The organism is Streptomyces sp. NBC_00461 (assembly GCF_036013935.1).
Classification (GTDB): domain Bacteria; phylum Actinomycetota; class Actinomycetes; order Streptomycetales; family Streptomycetaceae; genus Streptomyces.
Window position 1 is genome coordinate 9,973,332 of the sequence record NZ_CP107902.1, and the last position, 16,059, is coordinate 9,989,390.

Below are 16,059 nucleotides of genomic sequence, written 5' to 3' on the forward strand. Positions count from 1 at the left end.
TGCTCAGTGGGGATAGGCGCGCGGCGGTCGCTGCAGGGGCAGTTCCCCGCGGAACTCCTCGATGACGGTGCTGATCTGCCGCATCAGCACGGTGTTCTCCAGCCGGTCGAGGTAGAGGTTGCGGCGAGCCAGAGCGGGTGCGTCCACGCAGAAGTACAGGGCCATCAGCGGGTTGATGAACAGTTCGCTGTCCCTGGTGCGTTCCGTGAACCGGACGTCACCGAACTCGCCGTTCACGGCCGCCGCGACCGAGCCGTTGACGATGCTCGGGTACTCGGGCGTGTTCCGCCGGGCGTGCTCCACAGCGTCGAGGTAGCGGGCGCCCTCCCGGCTCGCGCGCGGGAGGGAGAACGCGCCCAGGTAGGCGCCGGCCCGGTCCAGGGCGGCCAGGTTCTCCAGCACCAGGGAGTGGTTGACCCCGTGATGGGCGTCCACCCCGAACCCCAGGCAGGCCACGAGCCGTTCGGGTATCTCGTCCAGCCCGTGCACGGCGGCCAGGCTGGCCATGTCCTCCTCCGGGGTGCCCAGCCCGTGCTCGTCGCCCCGCATGAGGATGTCGGTGCCGCCGTCCACGAGCACCACCGCGTCCACCCCGCCGAGATGCCCGATGAGCGCGCGATAGGCGGCGCGCAGCGGCTGGACTCCCGTGCGCGGGAAGGCGTGGACCGTGGCCGGCAGATCCTGCCCTTCGAGCCACCGGGCGAGCGTGCGCTCGGGGAAGTAGTCCCCACGCGCCACGGTGTCCGGGCGGATCGCCGCGACGTCCTCCTCCAGCCACACATCCAGGGAGAGCCCGTTCAGGTCGGCGAAGGAGAGGTTCGCCAGATGGACCTCCTTGCCCGCCGAACGCAGCGCGAGGGCCAGCGGGAGACCGGCGTACACGTCGAAACCGCCGCCTGCTCCGGCGATGAGCACCCGCCTCGCGTCACGCAGGCGGGTGAAGAAGGCGGGCTCGGTGAGGGAGAACATCGGGGGACGGTAACAGGGTGAGGGTGTGTCAGGCCTGTGCGGTGTCCCGCAGGTCCGACTCCCACTCCAGGAGCCGTGCCAGTTCGTCCTCCCCGGGCCGGGACGCGGCCGGGCTCCGGGTGGCGGGCGGCGTCGAGGCGCCACCGCGGGAGATGTTGCCGCTGACGGCGATGTTGTGCTCCACGCGCGGACGGCGCAGGCTCTCGTAGAGGGAGAGCGCGGTATCGGTGTCCGGTGCGTCGCGCAGCGCCTTGCCGAGGACCACGGCATCCTCCAGCGCCATCGACGCGCCCTGCCCGGTCGCGGGGGAGGCGGCATGGGCGGCGTCGCCGACGAGCAGGGTCCGGCCGGAGCGCCAGGGCGTGCCGGCGGGCAGCTCGGTGGCGTTGGTGACCAGGAGGTCGTCACCGGTGGCGGCGACGATGTCCGCGGCAGGCGTGGCGTCCTTGCGCAGCGACGGCACCAGCAGCTCGCGCCATCCGGCCGGTGAGCCGTGCGCGAGTTCGTCGGCGGACAGCGGGTCGCCGGACACGCGCGCGAACCAGTACGTCTCCCCGTCGGGTGATACGGCGAAGCCGAAGGCGGCCGTGCTGCCGCGCACCATGGTGATGCGCGCGGCCGGTTCGGACAGGGGCGCGGCGCCGGTGTAGCCGTAGAAGACCCGCTGGCCGGCGTGGAGCGGCCGCCTGTCGGGGCTGATCAGCTGTCGGACCGTGGAGTTCAGGCCGTCGGCGCCGATCAGCAGGTCGCCGGTGGCGGTGCTGCCGTCGCTGAAGTGCGCGGTGACGCCGGCAGGTCCGTCCTGGACGGAGGTGAGGCGGGCGCCGTGCCGGACGGCGATACCGCGGCGTGCCGCCTCCTCCTGCAGCGCGGAGTTGAGGTCGCCGCGGCGCAGGCAGCGGAACTGGAGGAGGGGGTCGGCGGCCTCGCCCAGCGGCACCTGGGCCAGCTCGGCGCCCGCGTCGTCCAGGACCCGCATCGATGTCAGCGGGAAGCCGAGTGCCGTGACCGCGCCGGAGGCGTCGATCTGGGCGAGCGCCCGCATGCCGTTGCTCGCGAGGGTGAGAAACGCGCCCAGGTCCTCGGCGGAGTCGGGATGCGCCTCGTACACGGCGACGTCGAGGCCCGCCTTGCACAGGGCCAGCGCCGTCGCGCTACCGGCGATTCCGCCGCCGATGACAAGTACTCGTGCCACGCCCCACCCCGTTCGAATCCGTACCGTCACGCGCACGTACGCCCAAAGACGCACGCGCACTTGGAGGAACGCCTGAGACACGGCAGGGGTTCCGTGGACAGGCGGCGATCTCTGCCGGCGTGATGAGGTGTCGGTGAGTGAGACCACCACCCCGCTCCCGCTGGAGACGTCATGACGGACAAGATCACCCTGTCGACCTGGCCCACACCGCTGGAGCCCATGCCCCGCCTCGCCACCCACCTGGGCCTGCGCGCGGACGATCTGTGGATCAAGCGCGACGACCTGATCGGCCTGGGAGGAGGCGGCAACAAGGTCCGCAAACTGGAGTGGTTCGCCGGCGCCGCCCACGCCGCGGGCGCGGACACGCTGGTCACCACCGGAGCCGCACAGAGCAACCACGCGCGGCTCACCGCGGCCGCCGGTGCCCGCCTCGGTCTGGACGTGGTGCTCGTCTTCCCCGGTACGCCCGACGGCGCGGCGAACGGCTCCGGCAATCTCGTTCTGGACAGCCTCTTCGGGGCGCGGATCCGCTGGGCGGGGGACGGCGATCCGAGCGCCCTGGGAGCCGTCGCGGAGGGCGTCTGCGAGCAGTTGCGGCGCGACGGAGCGCGCCCCTTCCTGATCCCCTTCGGAGGATCGAGTCCGCTCGGGGCGCGCGGATACGCCGAAGGCGGCGAGGAACTGCGGGCCCAACTGCCGGACGTGGCACACGTGGTGGTCGCTCTCGGCTCCGGCGGCACCATGGCCGGTCTGGTCGGTGCCCTCGGCGAGGAGCGGGTGCTGGGCATCCACGTCGGTGCGGTTCCGGAACCGGCCGCCACCGTGGCCGGCCTCGCCGGTGCGCTCACTCACCGCACCCTCGACCCGGGCTCACTGCGGGTGCGCACCGACCAGGTCGGCGCGGGATACGCGGTGCTGCACGAACCCGTCCTGGAAGCGATGAGGACGGCCGCGGCGACCGAGGGGATCGTCCTGGACCCCGTCTACACCGGCCGGGCCATGGCGGGCCTCGTCGCAGCCGTCCGCGACGGGGACATCCGGTCCGGCGAGCCCACCGTGTTCCTGCACACCGGCGGGCTTCCGGGACTGTTCGGTCATACGGTGACGGTGCGCCGCTCCGTCACCGCACTGCCGTCCTACGAGCCCGTGTGAGGAAGCCGGTCGCGCCGCGCCGCCAGGGGGCGCGGGGCACGACCGGCTTCGGCCGGCGTCAGGCTCCGCTGGCCCCGAGCATGTCCTCGCGCTCGACGATCTTCACGCGCTCACGGCCCTGCGGCTCGCCCAGCGCCTTCTCCGCGGCGTCCAGCCTGTACCAGCCCTCCCAGGTGGTGAAGCGGACGTCGCGCTCGGCGAGGAACGCGTCCACCGCCTCGGGCTCGGGCGAACCCGGCGTCTGCAGACGGCCGTTGGCATGGTCGGCCAGCAGGTTGGACACCGTCTCGTTGGCGTCGCCCTTGGTGTGGCCGATCAGACCCACCGGACCGCGCCGGATCCAGCCCGTGACGTACGTCGACTGCAGGTGCTCGCCGGACTCCTGGATCACCCGGCCGCCCTCGTCCGGGACCGTGCCCGAGTCGACGTCCCAGGGGAGCTTGGGGAGTTTGTCGGACAGGTAGCCGACCGCACGGTAGACCGCGGTGACATCCCAGTCCTTGAACTCGCCGGTGCCCTTGACGTTGCCGGTGCCGTCGAGGACGGTGCGTTCGGTGCGCAGACCGATGACACTGCCGTCCTCGCCGAGGATCTCGGTGGGCGACTCGAAGAAGTGCAGGAACAGCTTGTGCGGGCGGTCGCCGACATCGCGGATCGCCCAGTTCTCCAGGGTCTTGGCGACCATGTCGGCCTGCTTGTTGCCGCGCCGGGTCTCTATGGAGCCCTCGTCGTAGTCGATGTCCTCGGGGTCGACGATGACCTCGATGTTGGGGGAGTGGTCCAGCTCCCGCAGCTCCATCGGCGAGAACTTCGCCTGCGCCGGGCCACGGCGGCCGAACACGTGGACCTCCAGCGCCTTGTTGGCCTTGAGGCCGTCGTGGACGTTGGCCGGGATCTCCGTCGGCAGCAGCTCGTCAGCGGTCTTGGCGAGGATGCGGGCCACGTCGAGGGCGACGTTGCCGACGCCGAGCACGGCGACCTTCTCGGCCTCCAGCGGCCAGGTGCGCGGCACGTCCGGGTGGCCGTCGTACCAGGAGACGAAGTCGGCGGCGCCGTAGGAGCCGTCCAGGTCGATGCCGGGTATGCGCAGCTCGCGGTCGGCCGTCGCGCCCGTCGAGAAGATCACGGCGTCGTAGAACGCCCGCAGGTCGTCCAGGCTGATGTCGTTCGGGTAATCGACGTTGCCGAAGAGACGGATCTGCGGCTTGTCGAGCACCTGGTGCAGGGCCGTGATGATGCCCTTGATACGCGGGTGGTCGGGGGCGACACCATAACGGATCAGGCCGAACGGGGCGGGCATCCGCTCGAAGAGGTCGATGGACACGCCGGGTTCGGCGGCCACGTCGGACTTGAGCAGGGCGTCGGCGGCGTAGATCCCGGCGGGGCCGGCTCCGACGATGGCTACCCGCAGGGGGCGCGGCATGATCAGGTTCCCTTCGAGTGAGGACAGACGACTCGAACAGGAAGCCTAAGCTAAGGCAAGCCTAAGTCGGTACGCGGGTCCGACCTATGGACTCATAAGTCAATTTTATGAGCCAGGAACGGGAACTCGAAGGCGGGCATCGGCCAACAGCAGTCGACCATGCCCGCGACCTCGAGGGAAACCCATGAACCTGAAAGGCGATCAGTGACCGCCTTGCCGAGCATCGGAACCCGGCCTCACCTCGGCCCGTCCGGTGACGACGCCTCCGACGCCACGGTCGTAGAGCGGTCCTGGGACGATCCGGACGCGTTCGCGGTGCTCTTCAACCGCTACGCCGACGACATCCACCGCTACGCGGCGAGACGGCTCGGCACGGAGGCGGCCGACGACCTGATGGCCGAGACCTTCGTGATCGCCTTCCAGCAGCGACGCCGCTACGACCTGTCGCGACCGCACGCACGCCCCTGGCTGTACGGGATCGTCACCAACCTCGTCGGCCAGCACCGGCGCGCGGAGGCGCGTCGTCTCAAGGCCCTCGCGCGCGTCGCCGGCGCCTTGTCGGCCGAGGGCGAGGCTCTTGAGGACCGGGTGGCCGCGAGGGTCAGCGCCGAGAACTCCCGACCCCAACTGGCGGGCGCGCTGGCCAGGTTGCCCGCCCGCCACCGGGATGTGCTGCTGCTGATCGCCTGGGGTGATCTCGACTACGCGGAGGCCGCCGAGGCCCTGGGCGTGCCGGTGGGGACCGTGCGCTCACGGCTGCACCGGGCGCGCACCAGGCTGCGCCAGGCACTGGGCGGTTCGGATCCCACCGCCCTTCACGAGGAGACCGAGGCCACCGAGAAGACCGAGGAGACCGATCGTGGATGACCTGACCGCACTGCGCGAGTTCGAGGCCGACGTGCCTGCGTTGACCGATGAGGCCCGCTTCGCCGCCCGGGATCGCCTGCGGCACGCCATCCGGGAGGAGAGCCGCCCGGGCCGGCTGTCCCGAAGGCTGGTGTTCAGGACCGCAGTGGCCGCAACAGCCGCGGCCGCCGTCGCGGGAGGTGCCGCGGTCGTGGCCGGGCGCGAGGAGGACACGGACGCCCCCCGGATGACCCCCCTGAGCGCGGCGCAGCTGCTGCGCAAGGCCGCGGGCCGCTCCCGGTCCGTCGCCGGCGGTCTGCCGATTCCGCGCAACGACCAGTACCTGTACACGAAGACCTACATCACGCGGACGTATGTGAAGGGTGCGAAGACCAGGACCTGGACGGACGAGAGCTGGCTCTCCGTGGACGGCTCCAAGCCCTCCTGGCGGGAGGAGTACGGCAAGATCCACCATGACCCCCCGCTGGGCAGGCACGAGGTCAGGTGGCCGCCGACCGAATACGCCAAGCTGGCGACGTGGCCCACGGATCCGGACACGCTGCTCAAGCGGCTCATGATGACGGGGGTCGAGTCCCCGGAGGCCAACGGCATGGCGTTCATGAACGCGTGCATGCTGATGACGGGACCGCGTGTCATGCCGCCCGGCCTGGAGGCCGCCACCTTCGAAGCCGTCGCGAAGATCCCCGGCATCAGGCTCGACTACCACGACGTGGACGCTCTCGGCCGGCACGGGATCGGGGTCTCGTACCCGAGGGTCACCTTCTCGTTCGTCTTCGACCCCAGAACCTATGCCTACCTGGGCCTGCGGTTGAAGGGAAGCAGCGCGAAGAAGATCAACGGCACGTGGCGGCAGGTCGGCTGGTACTACGAGATGCGGGGCCTGGAAGAGGCGGGCGTCGTGGACCGTATCGGCCTGCACCCGTAGGCCCGGGGGCCGCCGTACCGCGCGGGGGGCGGTACGGCGGCCCCGCCGGAGCTCAGCCGATGTGGTAACTGTCGCCGTACACCTTCCAGTTGAGCGGAGTGCTCAGGCACAGGTTCCCGTTGCGCAGGAACACCCGCTGCTCCGTGTCGACCCTGCTCGTGTCGCTGTGGGCCTCCTCCTGCTTCATGGCCCACACGCGCGCGTCGAGGAAGGCGCCCAGGTAGGTGACCTCGCTGCCGCCCTGGGCCGGCGGCTTCGCCGAACGCAGGGCGCGCTTGCGTATGTTGCGGAAGCTGGTCGAGTCGTCGCCGTCGCCGTGCATGACGATGGCGTCGTAGTAGGCGAACTGCCCCAGGGTTCCCAGGCCGTCCGTCCGGCCCTGCTGCAGGGCCGGGTTGAAGTACACGCGGTCGCGCTCGTCGTTCTGTGCCTGCTGGAACGCGCTGTCCTGGGCCGCCTTGCGCCAGTCCCTGGGGAAGTTCGGGTCCAGGCCGTCGTGCGAGTCGGATCCGTTCACCTGGCGCAGCGCCGGGAGGTACCTGGCGAGTACGTTGCCGGGCTTGCGGTCGGTGTAGAGCTGGACGAGGTCGAGCATGTCACCCGTGCCCGAGCAGAAGCCGATGATCCCGGCGGTGTAGCCGCGGCCGTCACCGATGTCCTCGATGTACTTGTACTGCGCCTTCCAGTCGAGCGAGGAGTTCTCCGCGCTCGACACCAGCTTCATGGCGATCTCCTTCTTCGCCGGGTCGTCGAGCCCGGCGCAGCCCGCGGCCGCCGACGCGTGCGAGGGCTTCAGGAGGGGGGCCGTGGCCAGGGTTGCGCCGACCGCGGCGAGGACGGTCCGGCGCGAAAGCCGGACAGGACGTGCGGGCTCGCTGGAGGGGTGCCTCACGGGGGCTCCAAGTCGTGGTGGGGGGTGGGGAGTTGGTCGTGCGTCGTACTGATAGGAAGGTTTACTATCAGAGCGCACGGAGGGAGCACACCCGTCGCGGGAGAAGTTCGTAGGGACGTACGAAAAAGGTACGGACCAAATGGGGGTGAGTCAGGGCAGAGACGTCAGGCAGAGACGTCAGGCAGGGGCTGCTCGGCCCAGATGACCTTGCCCTCCGGTGTGTAGCGGGTCCCCCAGCGGTCGGAGAGCTGGGCCACCAGGAAGAGGCCGCGTCCGCCCTCGTCCGTCATCGCCGCATACCGCAGATGCGGTGAGGTACTGCTGCTGTCGTAGACCTCGCAGATCAGGGTGCGGTCGAACAGCACGCGGACGCGGATGGGGTCGGCGCCGTAGCGGAGCGCGTTGGTGACCAGCTCGCTCAGGACGAGTTCGGTGGTGAAGGCCAGCTCGTCGAGCCCCCACACGGCGAGCCGGCGGCTGACGGAGGCGCGGACCTCGGCGACCGCCGCCGGGTCGTTCGGCACCTGCCACTCGGCGATCCTGTCGACGGCGAGCGCCTGGGTGCGGGCGACGATCAGAGCGACGTCGTCGCTCGGCCGGGCCGCCAACTGCGATTCGAGCACCACCCGGCACGTGTCCTCGGGCGACTCACCGGCGCGCTCCAGGGCGCCCCGCAGCAGTTCGAGCCCCTCGTCGATGTCCCGCTCGCGGTCCTCGACGAGCCCGTCCGTGTACAGGACGAGGCGGCTGCCCTCCTCCAGTTCGAGATCGGCCGTCTCGAACGGCAGCCCGCCGAGGCCCAGCGGGGGACCGGCGGGCACGTCCGGGAACTCGACGGTGCCGTCAGGCCGGATGAGAGCCGGCGGCGGGTGGCCGGCGCGGGCGACGGTGCACCTGCGCGACACCGGGTCGTAGATCGCGTACAGGCAGGTGGCACCGGTGACCGGGGCGCTGCCGCCCTCTGCGGCCTCGGTGCCCTCGGCAGCCTCGGCGGCCTCGTCCTGGTCGATACGGCCCACCAACTCGTCGAGCAGCGCGAGGAGTTCGTTGGGCGGCAGGTCGAGGGCGGAGAAGTTGTGCACCGCCGTCCGCAGCCGCCCCATGGTGGCCGCCGCGTGCAGCCCGTGGCCCACGACATCGCCGACGACCAGCGCGACGCGAGCGCCCGACAGCGGCAGTACGTCGAACCAGTCGCCGCCGACTCCGGCCTGCGCGGGCAGATAGCGGTACGCGATGTCCAGCGCCGACTGCTCGGGCAGCCGCCGGGGCAGCAGGCTGCGTTGCAGCGTCACGGCCATGCTGTGCTCGCGCGTGTAGCGGCGGGCGTTGTCGATGGAGACCGCGGCGCGGGTCACCAGCTCCTCGGCGAGCGCCAGCTCCTCCGTGTCGAAGGGCTCGGCCTTCTGCGAACGCCAGAAGCTGACCACGCCCAGGACCAGGGATCCGGCGCGCAGCGGCACGCTGATCAGCGAGTGGATGCCGTACTCCACGACCTGCGCCGCGCGTTCCAGGTCCTGGGCGTGCCAGCCGGGCGCCGAGGCGAGATGCGGTTCCAGCGTGGCCTGCCCGGTGCGCAGGCTGCGGCCCTGCGGCGAGGAGTCGACGAACCTGATCTGCCGGCCCACCTTGTACAGCGGGGCGTCCTCGCTGATGCCGCACGAGGCGGTACGGAGCAAGGGCGTCGTCGCCTCCGGCTGGCCCCCGCCCAGCACGGCGTCGAACAGGTCGACCGTCGCGAAGTCCGTGAACCTGGGCACGGCGAGCTCCGCCAGCTCCTCCGCGGTGCGGGTGACGTCCAGGCTCGTGCCGATGCCCACCCCGGCGTCGTACAGCATGTTCAGGCGTTCGCGGGCCGTCTCGGCCCGGCCGGACAGGGCGCGCAGCTCGGTCGAGTCGCGGAGCGTGGCGACGCTGCCCGGCGGGCCGCCCTGGACGTCGGTGGGCCGCTGGTTGACCGCGAGGAGACGGTCCTTGACCAGGTGCACCTCGTCGGTGGCGACGCGCCCGGAGGCCAGCAGCTCGGCGGTGTCGGCGGCGAGGCCGAGGTCGAGGACGTGCCGCCCCTCGGCGTCCTCGGGCAGGTCGAGCAGACGGTGCGCCTCGTCGTTGGCGAGCAGCAGACGGCCCTCGCCGCTGACGATGAGCACGCCCTCGCGGACGGCGTGCAGCACCGCGTCGTGATGCTCGTACATGCGGGTCATCTCGTCCGGGCCCAGGCCGTGCGTCTGGCGCAGCAGCCGTCTGCTGACGAGCGCGGTGCCCGCCGTCGCCAGGGCGAGTCCCGCGGCCGCGGCGAGCAGGACGAGCGGCAGCTGCCGGTTGGCGGCGCCGCCCACGTTCGCGGTGGTGATGCCCGCCGACACCAGGCCCACGACCTTGCCGTCGGGCGCCTTCACCGGTACGACGGCCTGTACCAGCCGCCCGATCGTGCCGTTGACCTCCTCGACCACCGTCTGCCCGGCCAGCGCGGGCGCGATCGTCCCCACGAACTTCTTGCCGATGCGGTCCGGCTTGGGGTGGGTGTAGCGGATGCCGTCGGTGTTCATGACGACGATGAAGTCCACGCCCGTCGCCTTGCGGGCGGCCTCCGCGCGCGGCTGAAGCACAGCCGTGGGATCGGGGCTGCTCAGTGCCTCGCGGGTGCCCGGCGCGTTGGCGAACGCCTCGGCGACGGCGACCGACCGGTTGCGGGCCTCCTGCCTGCTGTCGTGCCGCACCTGCAGATACAGCGCACCCACCGCGGCGACCACCAGCAGCAGCACGATCACCACCTGCAGAACGAACATCTGCCGGGCGATGCTGCGTCCCGTCAGCGCCGACCGCAGCGCCGTGAAACGCCCCGGATCCGGTTCGCCGGGGTGGATCCCGCGGTGCGTCAGTGAACGGCCCTTCGTCCGCGCCGTTCGATGCCCGTGCGTTCCGTGGGCGCGGTCGTGCGCGCGGCGGGCACGGGGACCGCCGGGGCGGCGGTGCGACCGGGCCCCGGAGCGGTCCGGAAGTCGGACCATGTGCCCATGTCTACACTGCCGGGCCCCATGAGGCGAGAGGCGTCACAGAGGGTGACAGGGTCCGCGCCGCTCCGTGTGCCGGCGTCGCGGGCGGGGGGTGCCCGCGCCGCGGCCGTACGGTCGGCCTCAGCGCTGGTTGCCGTGCGCCGCACGGCGCGTGGCGAGGAGCAGGGCGATGTCGTCGGGGCGGTCCGCTGAGTGCCGGGCGGTCGCGGTCAGGCGATCGGCGACCGCGGACAGCGGTCGGCGGCCCGGACGGGCGGCGGGGGCGCCGGCCTTCGACAGGGCGATCCGCAGGGCCGTGATGCCGTCGTCGATGTCGGTGCCGGGCCGCTCGACGAGGCCGTCCGTGTACAGCGCGAGGACGGCGCCGGGCTCGATCAGCAGCTCCGTCACGGGGTAGTGGGCCTGCGGATCCACCCCGAGCACGACGCCGCCGGGCAGATCCAGGACGTCGGTGTGGCCGTCCGGGTGACGCAGCAGTGGCGGCGGGTGCCCGGCGTGGGCCACCCGTGCCAGGCCGGACGCCGGATCCAGCCGGATGTAGCAGCAGCTCGCGAACTGGCCGGGATCGAGGTCGATGAGCAGATGGTTGGTGCCGCTCATCACCTCGTCGGGCGGACGGTCGCTGAGCGCGAACGCCCGTACGGCGCTGCGCAGTTGGCCCATGGTGGCCGCCGCCTGCACGCCGTGCCCCTGCACGTCGCCGATGACCAGGGCAAGGCCGTCCCCCGCCTCCACGACGTCGTACCAGTCGCCGCCCACCTCCATGCCCTGGGTGCCGGGCAGATAGCGCCCGGTCGTCTCCACCTGCGGGTGGGCCGACAGCCTGCGGGGGAGGAGGGCCTGCTGCAGGCCCCGGGCGAGCGCCGCCTCGCTCTCGTAGCGCTGCGCCTTCTCCATGGCGTTGGCGATCAGCCCGGCGAGCGCGGTGAGCACCGTGCGCTCCTCGGTGCTGAAACTGCGGGGGCGGTCGAAGCCCAGGATGCAGGAGCCGACCGGGCGTCCGGACGCGATCAGCGGCAGGAAGGCGCGGGCTCCCTCGTCCGCATCCAGCGGGATGCCGGGATAGGCGGCCGCCAGCTGCTCCATCGAGTCGAAGAAGAGCGGCCTGCCGGTGGTGAGCGTCTCCACGCCGGGCAGCTGGACGTCCAGGCTCACACCCTCGAACGGGGTGAGGAACCCCGTGGGGAAGCCGCTCTCCAGGGCCAGGTACAGGTGGCGGTCCTGCAGCAGGTAGATGGCCAGGTGGCAGCCGCCGAACGCGGGCAGCACCTCCCGCATGACCACGGCCGCCACCTGGCGTGCGGTGACCGCCTCGGTCAGCGCGATGGCCAGGACGATGGGTTGGTACAGCGGAGCCATCGACGGGGCCGCGGGCGCGGACGCCCTGACCGGCTCCGGCCCTTCCTCGCGCCCCGGCGCGAGGTCCGCGGCCGCCTCCGCCAGCCGGTTCGCCGGACGGAACGTACACGTCAGCACGTCCGGGCCCGGATAGACGCATACGTCGAGCCAGGCGCCGTCGTGCGAAGCGGCGTCGCTCTCCCCGCCGTCCGGGCCGGGCCGCCACAGGTGGAAGCGCACCGGGTCCGGGGACAGCAGCGCGCTGCGCAGATGGTCCTCGAACGCGGGCTGGTTCAGCCAGGGCACGCCCTCCCACAGCGGACGGCTCAGGAGCTGTGTCCGTGAGCGGCGCAGCAGCTGTCCTGCCCGCGGGTTGGCGTACAGGATCAGCCCCAGCCGGTCCAGGCAGAGCACGCCCTCGGGCAGCAGGTCGGCCGCGGCGTCGGCTGCCGCGCCGGGACCCGGGTCGACGACGAAGCCCCGTACCGGATGGGCGCCGGACGGTGTGCCGGGCGGGGCGGGGGCGGCGTACGGGCTCCACAGCTCCAGCAGTCGCAGCGCGCCGTCCTCGGAGCGCACATACAACGGCAGGGGCGGCGGCCGGCCCGCGGCCGTCTCGCGCAGCGCGGCCAGGACCCGCTGCCGCTCAGCCGGCGCGACGGCGTCCACGAGGGTTTCGACGGATGTCGCGAACTCGTCGGCGGGCACCCCGAGCAGCGCGGGCAGGCGTTCGTCGGCGGTCACGACATCCGTCACCGGGTCCCACGCGAAGCCTCCCGCGCGGCCGGCGGGCGGGCGGACGCCCGGCGGCCGTACGCACACGGGCTCGCCGTCCCAGGCGACCGACGGCCTGCCGCCGTCGTCCAGGCGCCGCAGGGCCGCGCCCAGGTCCTCCGCCAGCCGCACCATGCGATCGAGGTGATGGAGCAGCTCGGTCGCGTCCGGCGCGGAGGTACACAGCACGGTCAGCACACCGTAGGTCGTCGTCCCGCCCACGATCGGTACGTACAGCGACCCGAACTGGAACGGCAGCCCGGCCGCGAACTGGGGATAGCGGCGCATCGTCTCCGTGGCGTTCGGCAGGACCACCTGAACGCCGAGCCGGTAGGAGTCGGCCACCGGGAAGGGGCGGTCCACATGCATCCGCCACCAAGGCTTGAACAGGGGGCCCGGCAGCCCGGCGAGCACCGCGAGCCGCAGCAGCCCGGGTGTGCCGGAGCGCAGGTAGACCCCTCCCGAGTGCCCGCCGGCCGCACCGATCGCCCTTGTCGAGGCGTCGATCAGCAGCGCGGCCAGTTGTTCGGGCGTCCGGTGTGCGTCCTCCACGCTCCCAGTCATCGGCCCTACCTTGTCCCTGCGCCGTCCAGCGGGCGACACAGTAAGAATGCGCCACCACGTGCTGGTGGCGCACCTGGGCGGACACAGTTCGCACGGGAATCACGGATCCCGGACGTCGCAGGGGGTGTCCGGCCGCCCGGAGGTGACGCGGAGATCGACGGCGCCGGCGACGGGGTCGTGAGAGCGGCGTGACCACGCGTCGCAGCGTGTGACGGCGGCCACCGGCCCCCGGGGGCGCGCACGGTGGGAGCCCACCGCGCCGCCGCCCCCGACCGTCGCGCCAATCTGTGATCGATGCGGTGGCCACCTTCTCGACGCACAGCAACAGCCGTGCGACGCCCCGGTGTTGACGGTCACGGCCTGGCCGACTCCCTGTCGCGCGTTGGCCGCCCTCGCGCGACCTTGTGGGAGCGCTCCCAAAACGGGAGGATGCTGCGATGACCATGACTCCCGCCGTCCGCCCGTACCGCTCCGAGGACAGCGAAGCCCTCGACGACATCTGCGTTCGCACCGCCCACAACGGCCAGGACAGCCGGCCGGTCTACGCCGACCCCGGCATCTTCCCGGCGATCTTCGCGGCCCCCTACGTCCATCTGGAGCCGGAGCTGGCCTTCGTCCTGGACGACGGGCAGGGCAGGGCGGTCGGCTACATCCTCGGCACCGCGGACACGCCTCGCTTCGTCAAGGCCTTCCGGACGACATGGCTGCCCCTGGTCGCGGACCGTCACCCTGAGCCCGCCGGCCCGCCGAGCACCCCCGACGAGGCGATGGTCCCGCTGCTGCACCATCCCGAGCGGATGATCGTCCCCGCGACCGCCCCCTATCCGGCCCATCTGCACATCGACCTGCTCCCCGCATGGCAGGGCCGCGGGTACGGCCGGGCGCTGATGCGGACCTTCCTGCGGGCGCTGCAGGACCGGGGCGTCGCCGCCGTCCACCTGTCCATGGTCACCGTCAACACCCCGGCCAGGGCCTTCTACGACCGCCTGGGCTTCCACGAGATCGACGTGCCGGATCCCGGCCCGGTCACCTATCTCGGGCGCACCACAGGGGAGTTGGAGAAGCTGTGACGTCCGGTCACGCGATCCCCGGCCTCAGATCCAGGTGTCCAGCCACATCCGGGCGTGCCACTCGGAGTACGGGATCGTCCGGCCCGTGTAGAGCGGGAAGAAGTAGATGAAGTTCCATGCGATGAGCAGCACCAGCACACCCGCGCCCACCGTGCCGATCAGCCGGCGTCGCTCGTTCGCCCCCGGCGGCCCCAGCATGGCGCCCACCATCATGGCCACGGCCAGACACAGGTACGGCACGAACGCGACGGCGTAGAACGAGAAGATCGTGCGGTCCTGGTAGTTGAACCACGGCAGATAGCCCGCGCCCACCGCGCACAGCACGGCGCCCGCGCGCCAGTCGCGGCGCAGCGCCCATCGGAACAGGAGGTAGACGAGCGCGCCGCAGGCCGCCCACCAAAGCAGCGGAGTGCCGAGCCCCAGAATCTCCTGCGAGCAGCCGGCCGCGGCGTGACAGCCGTCCTGCCCGGCCTTCGGCCCCTCGTAGTGGAACGCGACGGGCCGACCCTGGACCAGCCAGCTCCACGGGTTCGACTTGTAGCGGTGCCAGGCGTGCAGGTTGATGTTGAACTCGTAGACGGCGTGCTCGTAGTGCCACAGGCTGCGCAGGGGCGCAGGGATCCACGACCAGGTGCCGCCGCGACCGTCGGCCCAGTGCCGGTCGTAGCCCTTGTCGGACAGGAACCAACCGGTCCACGTCGCCAGATACGTCAGCACGGCCACCGGCACCAGCGACAGCACCGACCAGCCGAGGTCCTTGCGCAGCACGGACCGGTACGGATGGAAGGCCCCGGCGACCCGTCGCGCACCGACGTCCCAGAGGACGGTCAGGGCTACGAAGAAGACCAGGAAGTACAGGCCGTTCCACTTGCTGGCGGCCGCGAGGCCCAGGAAGACACCGGCAGCCAGGCGCCATGGACGCAAGCCCGTGCCCGTACCCTCGGCGGCGTCGGCGTCGGGACGCCCGAAGCCGCCGTCGGTCGTGGGCAGGGCGGCCGCGAGACGGGCCCGGGCCCAGTCGCGGTCGACGAGCAGACAGCCGAACGCCGCCAGGGCGAAGAACATGACGATGAGGTCGAGCAGGGCGGTGCGGCTCATCACGAAATGCAGGCCGTCGACCGCCAGCAGCGCTCCGGCCAGGCAGCCCAGCAGCGTCGAACGGAACAGCCGGCGCCCTATTCGGCACAGCATGAGCACCGACAGCGTGCCCAGCAGCGCCGTCATGAACCGCCAGCCGACGGGATCCAGGCCGAACAGCCCCTCCCCGAGGGCGATCACCCACTTGCCCATGGGCGGATGCGCGACGAAGCTGCCGGGGTCCGAGAGCGGGATCACCTGAGGGTGCGCCAGGACCTGCGGGTCGGCGATCTTGCGGTCCGGCCACGTGCCCTCGTAGCCGAGCCGGAGCATCGCCCAGGCGTCCTTGGCGTAGTACGTCTCGTCGAACACGAGCGTCCGTGGCTGTCCGAGCCGCCAGAACCGGAGCGTGCCCGCGAGCACGGCGACGAGGATCGGCCCCACCCAGCCCATGGAGTTCGCGATCCGTCGGGCGAGCCGCGGACCGAGACCCATCGACTCCCAGACCCACGTGCCCGGTCGGGGGAACGGCGGGACCAGGCGGGCCCGGGTGTCGGTCGGTGGGCCGGCCGTGTGTCCGAACCGGCGCAGTCGCCCCGCCCAGGGGGTGGGCTCGGGCCGCGCGGTCGTTCGGGCGTCTTCGTCGACGTCGGCCCGGGTGGGGGTGTCACTCGTCACCGGTTCATCGTAGGGAACGCACGTGCGGGTCGTACGCCGCTCCCGGGGTGTGCGGCGCGACCCCGGTCACGTGAGTGGCGGACTTGGAGTGGATCGGGGCCGGGGCAGGGCCCCGGCCGCA

Annotated in this window: 11 protein-coding genes; 4 read left to right on the forward strand and 7 right to left on the reverse strand. The window is 71.9% G+C overall.

From position 1 onward, the window contains the following. Window positions 1-3: 3 nt before the first annotated feature. Complete coding sequence (locus tag OG870_RS46080) at window positions 4-969, reverse strand: DUF1152 domain-containing protein (protein WP_266928192.1); 966 nt, start codon at window positions 967-969, stop codon at window positions 4-6. 28 nt (window positions 970-997) lie between these two features. Beyond that, window positions 998-2,164, reverse strand: a complete 1,167-nt coding sequence (locus tag OG870_RS46085; protein ID WP_327692225.1) for an FAD-dependent oxidoreductase — start codon at window positions 2,162-2,164, stop codon at window positions 998-1,000. A gap of 171 nt (window positions 2,165-2,335) precedes the next feature. On the opposite strand from OG870_RS46085, the gene OG870_RS46090 reads away from it, so the two are divergent. After that, on the forward strand, window positions 2,336-3,316 hold the full coding sequence (locus OG870_RS46090; protein WP_266528111.1) for a D-cysteine desulfhydrase family protein: 981 nt from the start codon (window positions 2,336-2,338) through the stop codon (window positions 3,314-3,316). 58 nt (window positions 3,317-3,374) lie between these two features. Here OG870_RS46090 and OG870_RS46095 read toward each other — a convergent pair whose 3' ends face one another. Further along, window positions 3,375-4,739 (reverse strand): FAD-dependent oxidoreductase, encoded by a 1,365-nt coding sequence (locus OG870_RS46095; RefSeq protein ID WP_266588015.1) that lies wholly within the window; start codon window positions 4,737-4,739, stop codon window positions 3,375-3,377. Window positions 4,740-4,943: 204 nt separating this feature from the next. On the opposite strand from OG870_RS46095, the gene OG870_RS46100 reads away from it, so the two are divergent. After that, window positions 4,944-5,606, forward strand: a complete 663-nt coding sequence (locus tag OG870_RS46100) for an RNA polymerase sigma factor (protein WP_405623090.1) — start codon at window positions 4,944-4,946, stop codon at window positions 5,604-5,606. Beyond that, window positions 5,599-6,531, forward strand: a complete 933-nt coding sequence (locus tag OG870_RS46105; protein WP_327692226.1) for a CU044_5270 family protein — start codon at window positions 5,599-5,601, stop codon at window positions 6,529-6,531. The genes OG870_RS46100 and OG870_RS46105 overlap by 8 nt, the downstream gene beginning before the upstream one ends. Window positions 6,532-6,583: 52 nt before the next feature. Here OG870_RS46105 and OG870_RS46110 read toward each other — a convergent pair whose 3' ends face one another. The 3 genes from OG870_RS46110 to OG870_RS46120 all read right to left on the reverse strand — a co-directional run bounded on the left by OG870_RS46110 (window position 6,584) and on the right by OG870_RS46120 (window position 13,113). Next, window positions 6,584-7,423, reverse strand: coding sequence for a chitosanase (locus tag OG870_RS46110; protein ID WP_266528124.1), 840 nt, complete (start codon window positions 7,421-7,423; stop codon window positions 6,584-6,586). Window positions 7,424-7,587: 164 nt separating this feature from the next. Next, window positions 7,588-10,209, reverse strand: coding sequence for a SpoIIE family protein phosphatase (locus OG870_RS46115; protein ID WP_405626668.1), 2,622 nt, complete (start codon window positions 10,207-10,209; stop codon window positions 7,588-7,590). 348 nt (window positions 10,210-10,557) lie between these two features. After that, window positions 10,558-13,113: a SpoIIE family protein phosphatase gene (locus OG870_RS46120; RefSeq protein ID WP_327692227.1), complete on the reverse strand. Its 2,556-nt coding sequence runs from the start codon at window positions 13,111-13,113 to the stop codon at window positions 10,558-10,560. A 437-nt stretch (window positions 13,114-13,550) separates the two neighbouring features. On the opposite strand from OG870_RS46120, the gene OG870_RS46125 reads away from it, so the two are divergent. Then, the gene (locus tag OG870_RS46125; protein ID WP_327692228.1) at window positions 13,551-14,183 is read left to right on the forward strand and encodes a GNAT family N-acetyltransferase; all 633 of its coding nucleotides are present in this window, start codon (window positions 13,551-13,553) and stop codon (window positions 14,181-14,183) included. Between the two features lie 24 nt (window positions 14,184-14,207). Here the strand turns inward: OG870_RS46125 and OG870_RS46130 are convergent, their stop codons facing one another. Continuing rightward, on the reverse strand, window positions 14,208-15,938 hold the full coding sequence (locus OG870_RS46130; RefSeq protein WP_327692229.1) for a dolichyl-phosphate-mannose--protein mannosyltransferase: 1,731 nt from the start codon (window positions 15,936-15,938) through the stop codon (window positions 14,208-14,210). Between the last annotated feature and the right edge of the window lie 121 nt (window positions 15,939-16,059).

What these genes read in the sequence shown, in the direction of transcription:
- OG870_RS46080 (WP_266928192.1), bottom strand. Translation starts at nt 969, where the DNA reads ATGTTCTCCCTCACCGAGCCCGCCTTCTTCACCCGCCTGCGTGACGCG.
- OG870_RS46120 (WP_327692227.1), bottom strand. Translation starts at nt 13,113, where the DNA reads ATGACTGGGAGCGTGGAGGACGCACACCGGACGCCCGAACAACTGGCC.
- OG870_RS46125 (WP_327692228.1), top strand. Translation starts at nt 13,551, where the DNA reads ATGACCATGACTCCCGCCGTCCGCCCGTACCGCTCCGAGGACAGCGAA.
- OG870_RS46095 (WP_266588015.1), bottom strand. Translation starts at nt 4,739, where the DNA reads ATGCCGCGCCCCCTGCGGGTAGCCATCGTCGGAGCCGGCCCCGCCGGG.
- OG870_RS46090 (WP_266528111.1), top strand. Translation starts at nt 2,336, where the DNA reads ATGACGGACAAGATCACCCTGTCGACCTGGCCCACACCGCTGGAGCCC.
- OG870_RS46115 (WP_405626668.1), bottom strand. Translation starts at nt 10,209, where the DNA reads ATGTTCGTTCTGCAGGTGGTGATCGTGCTGCTGCTGGTGGTCGCCGCG.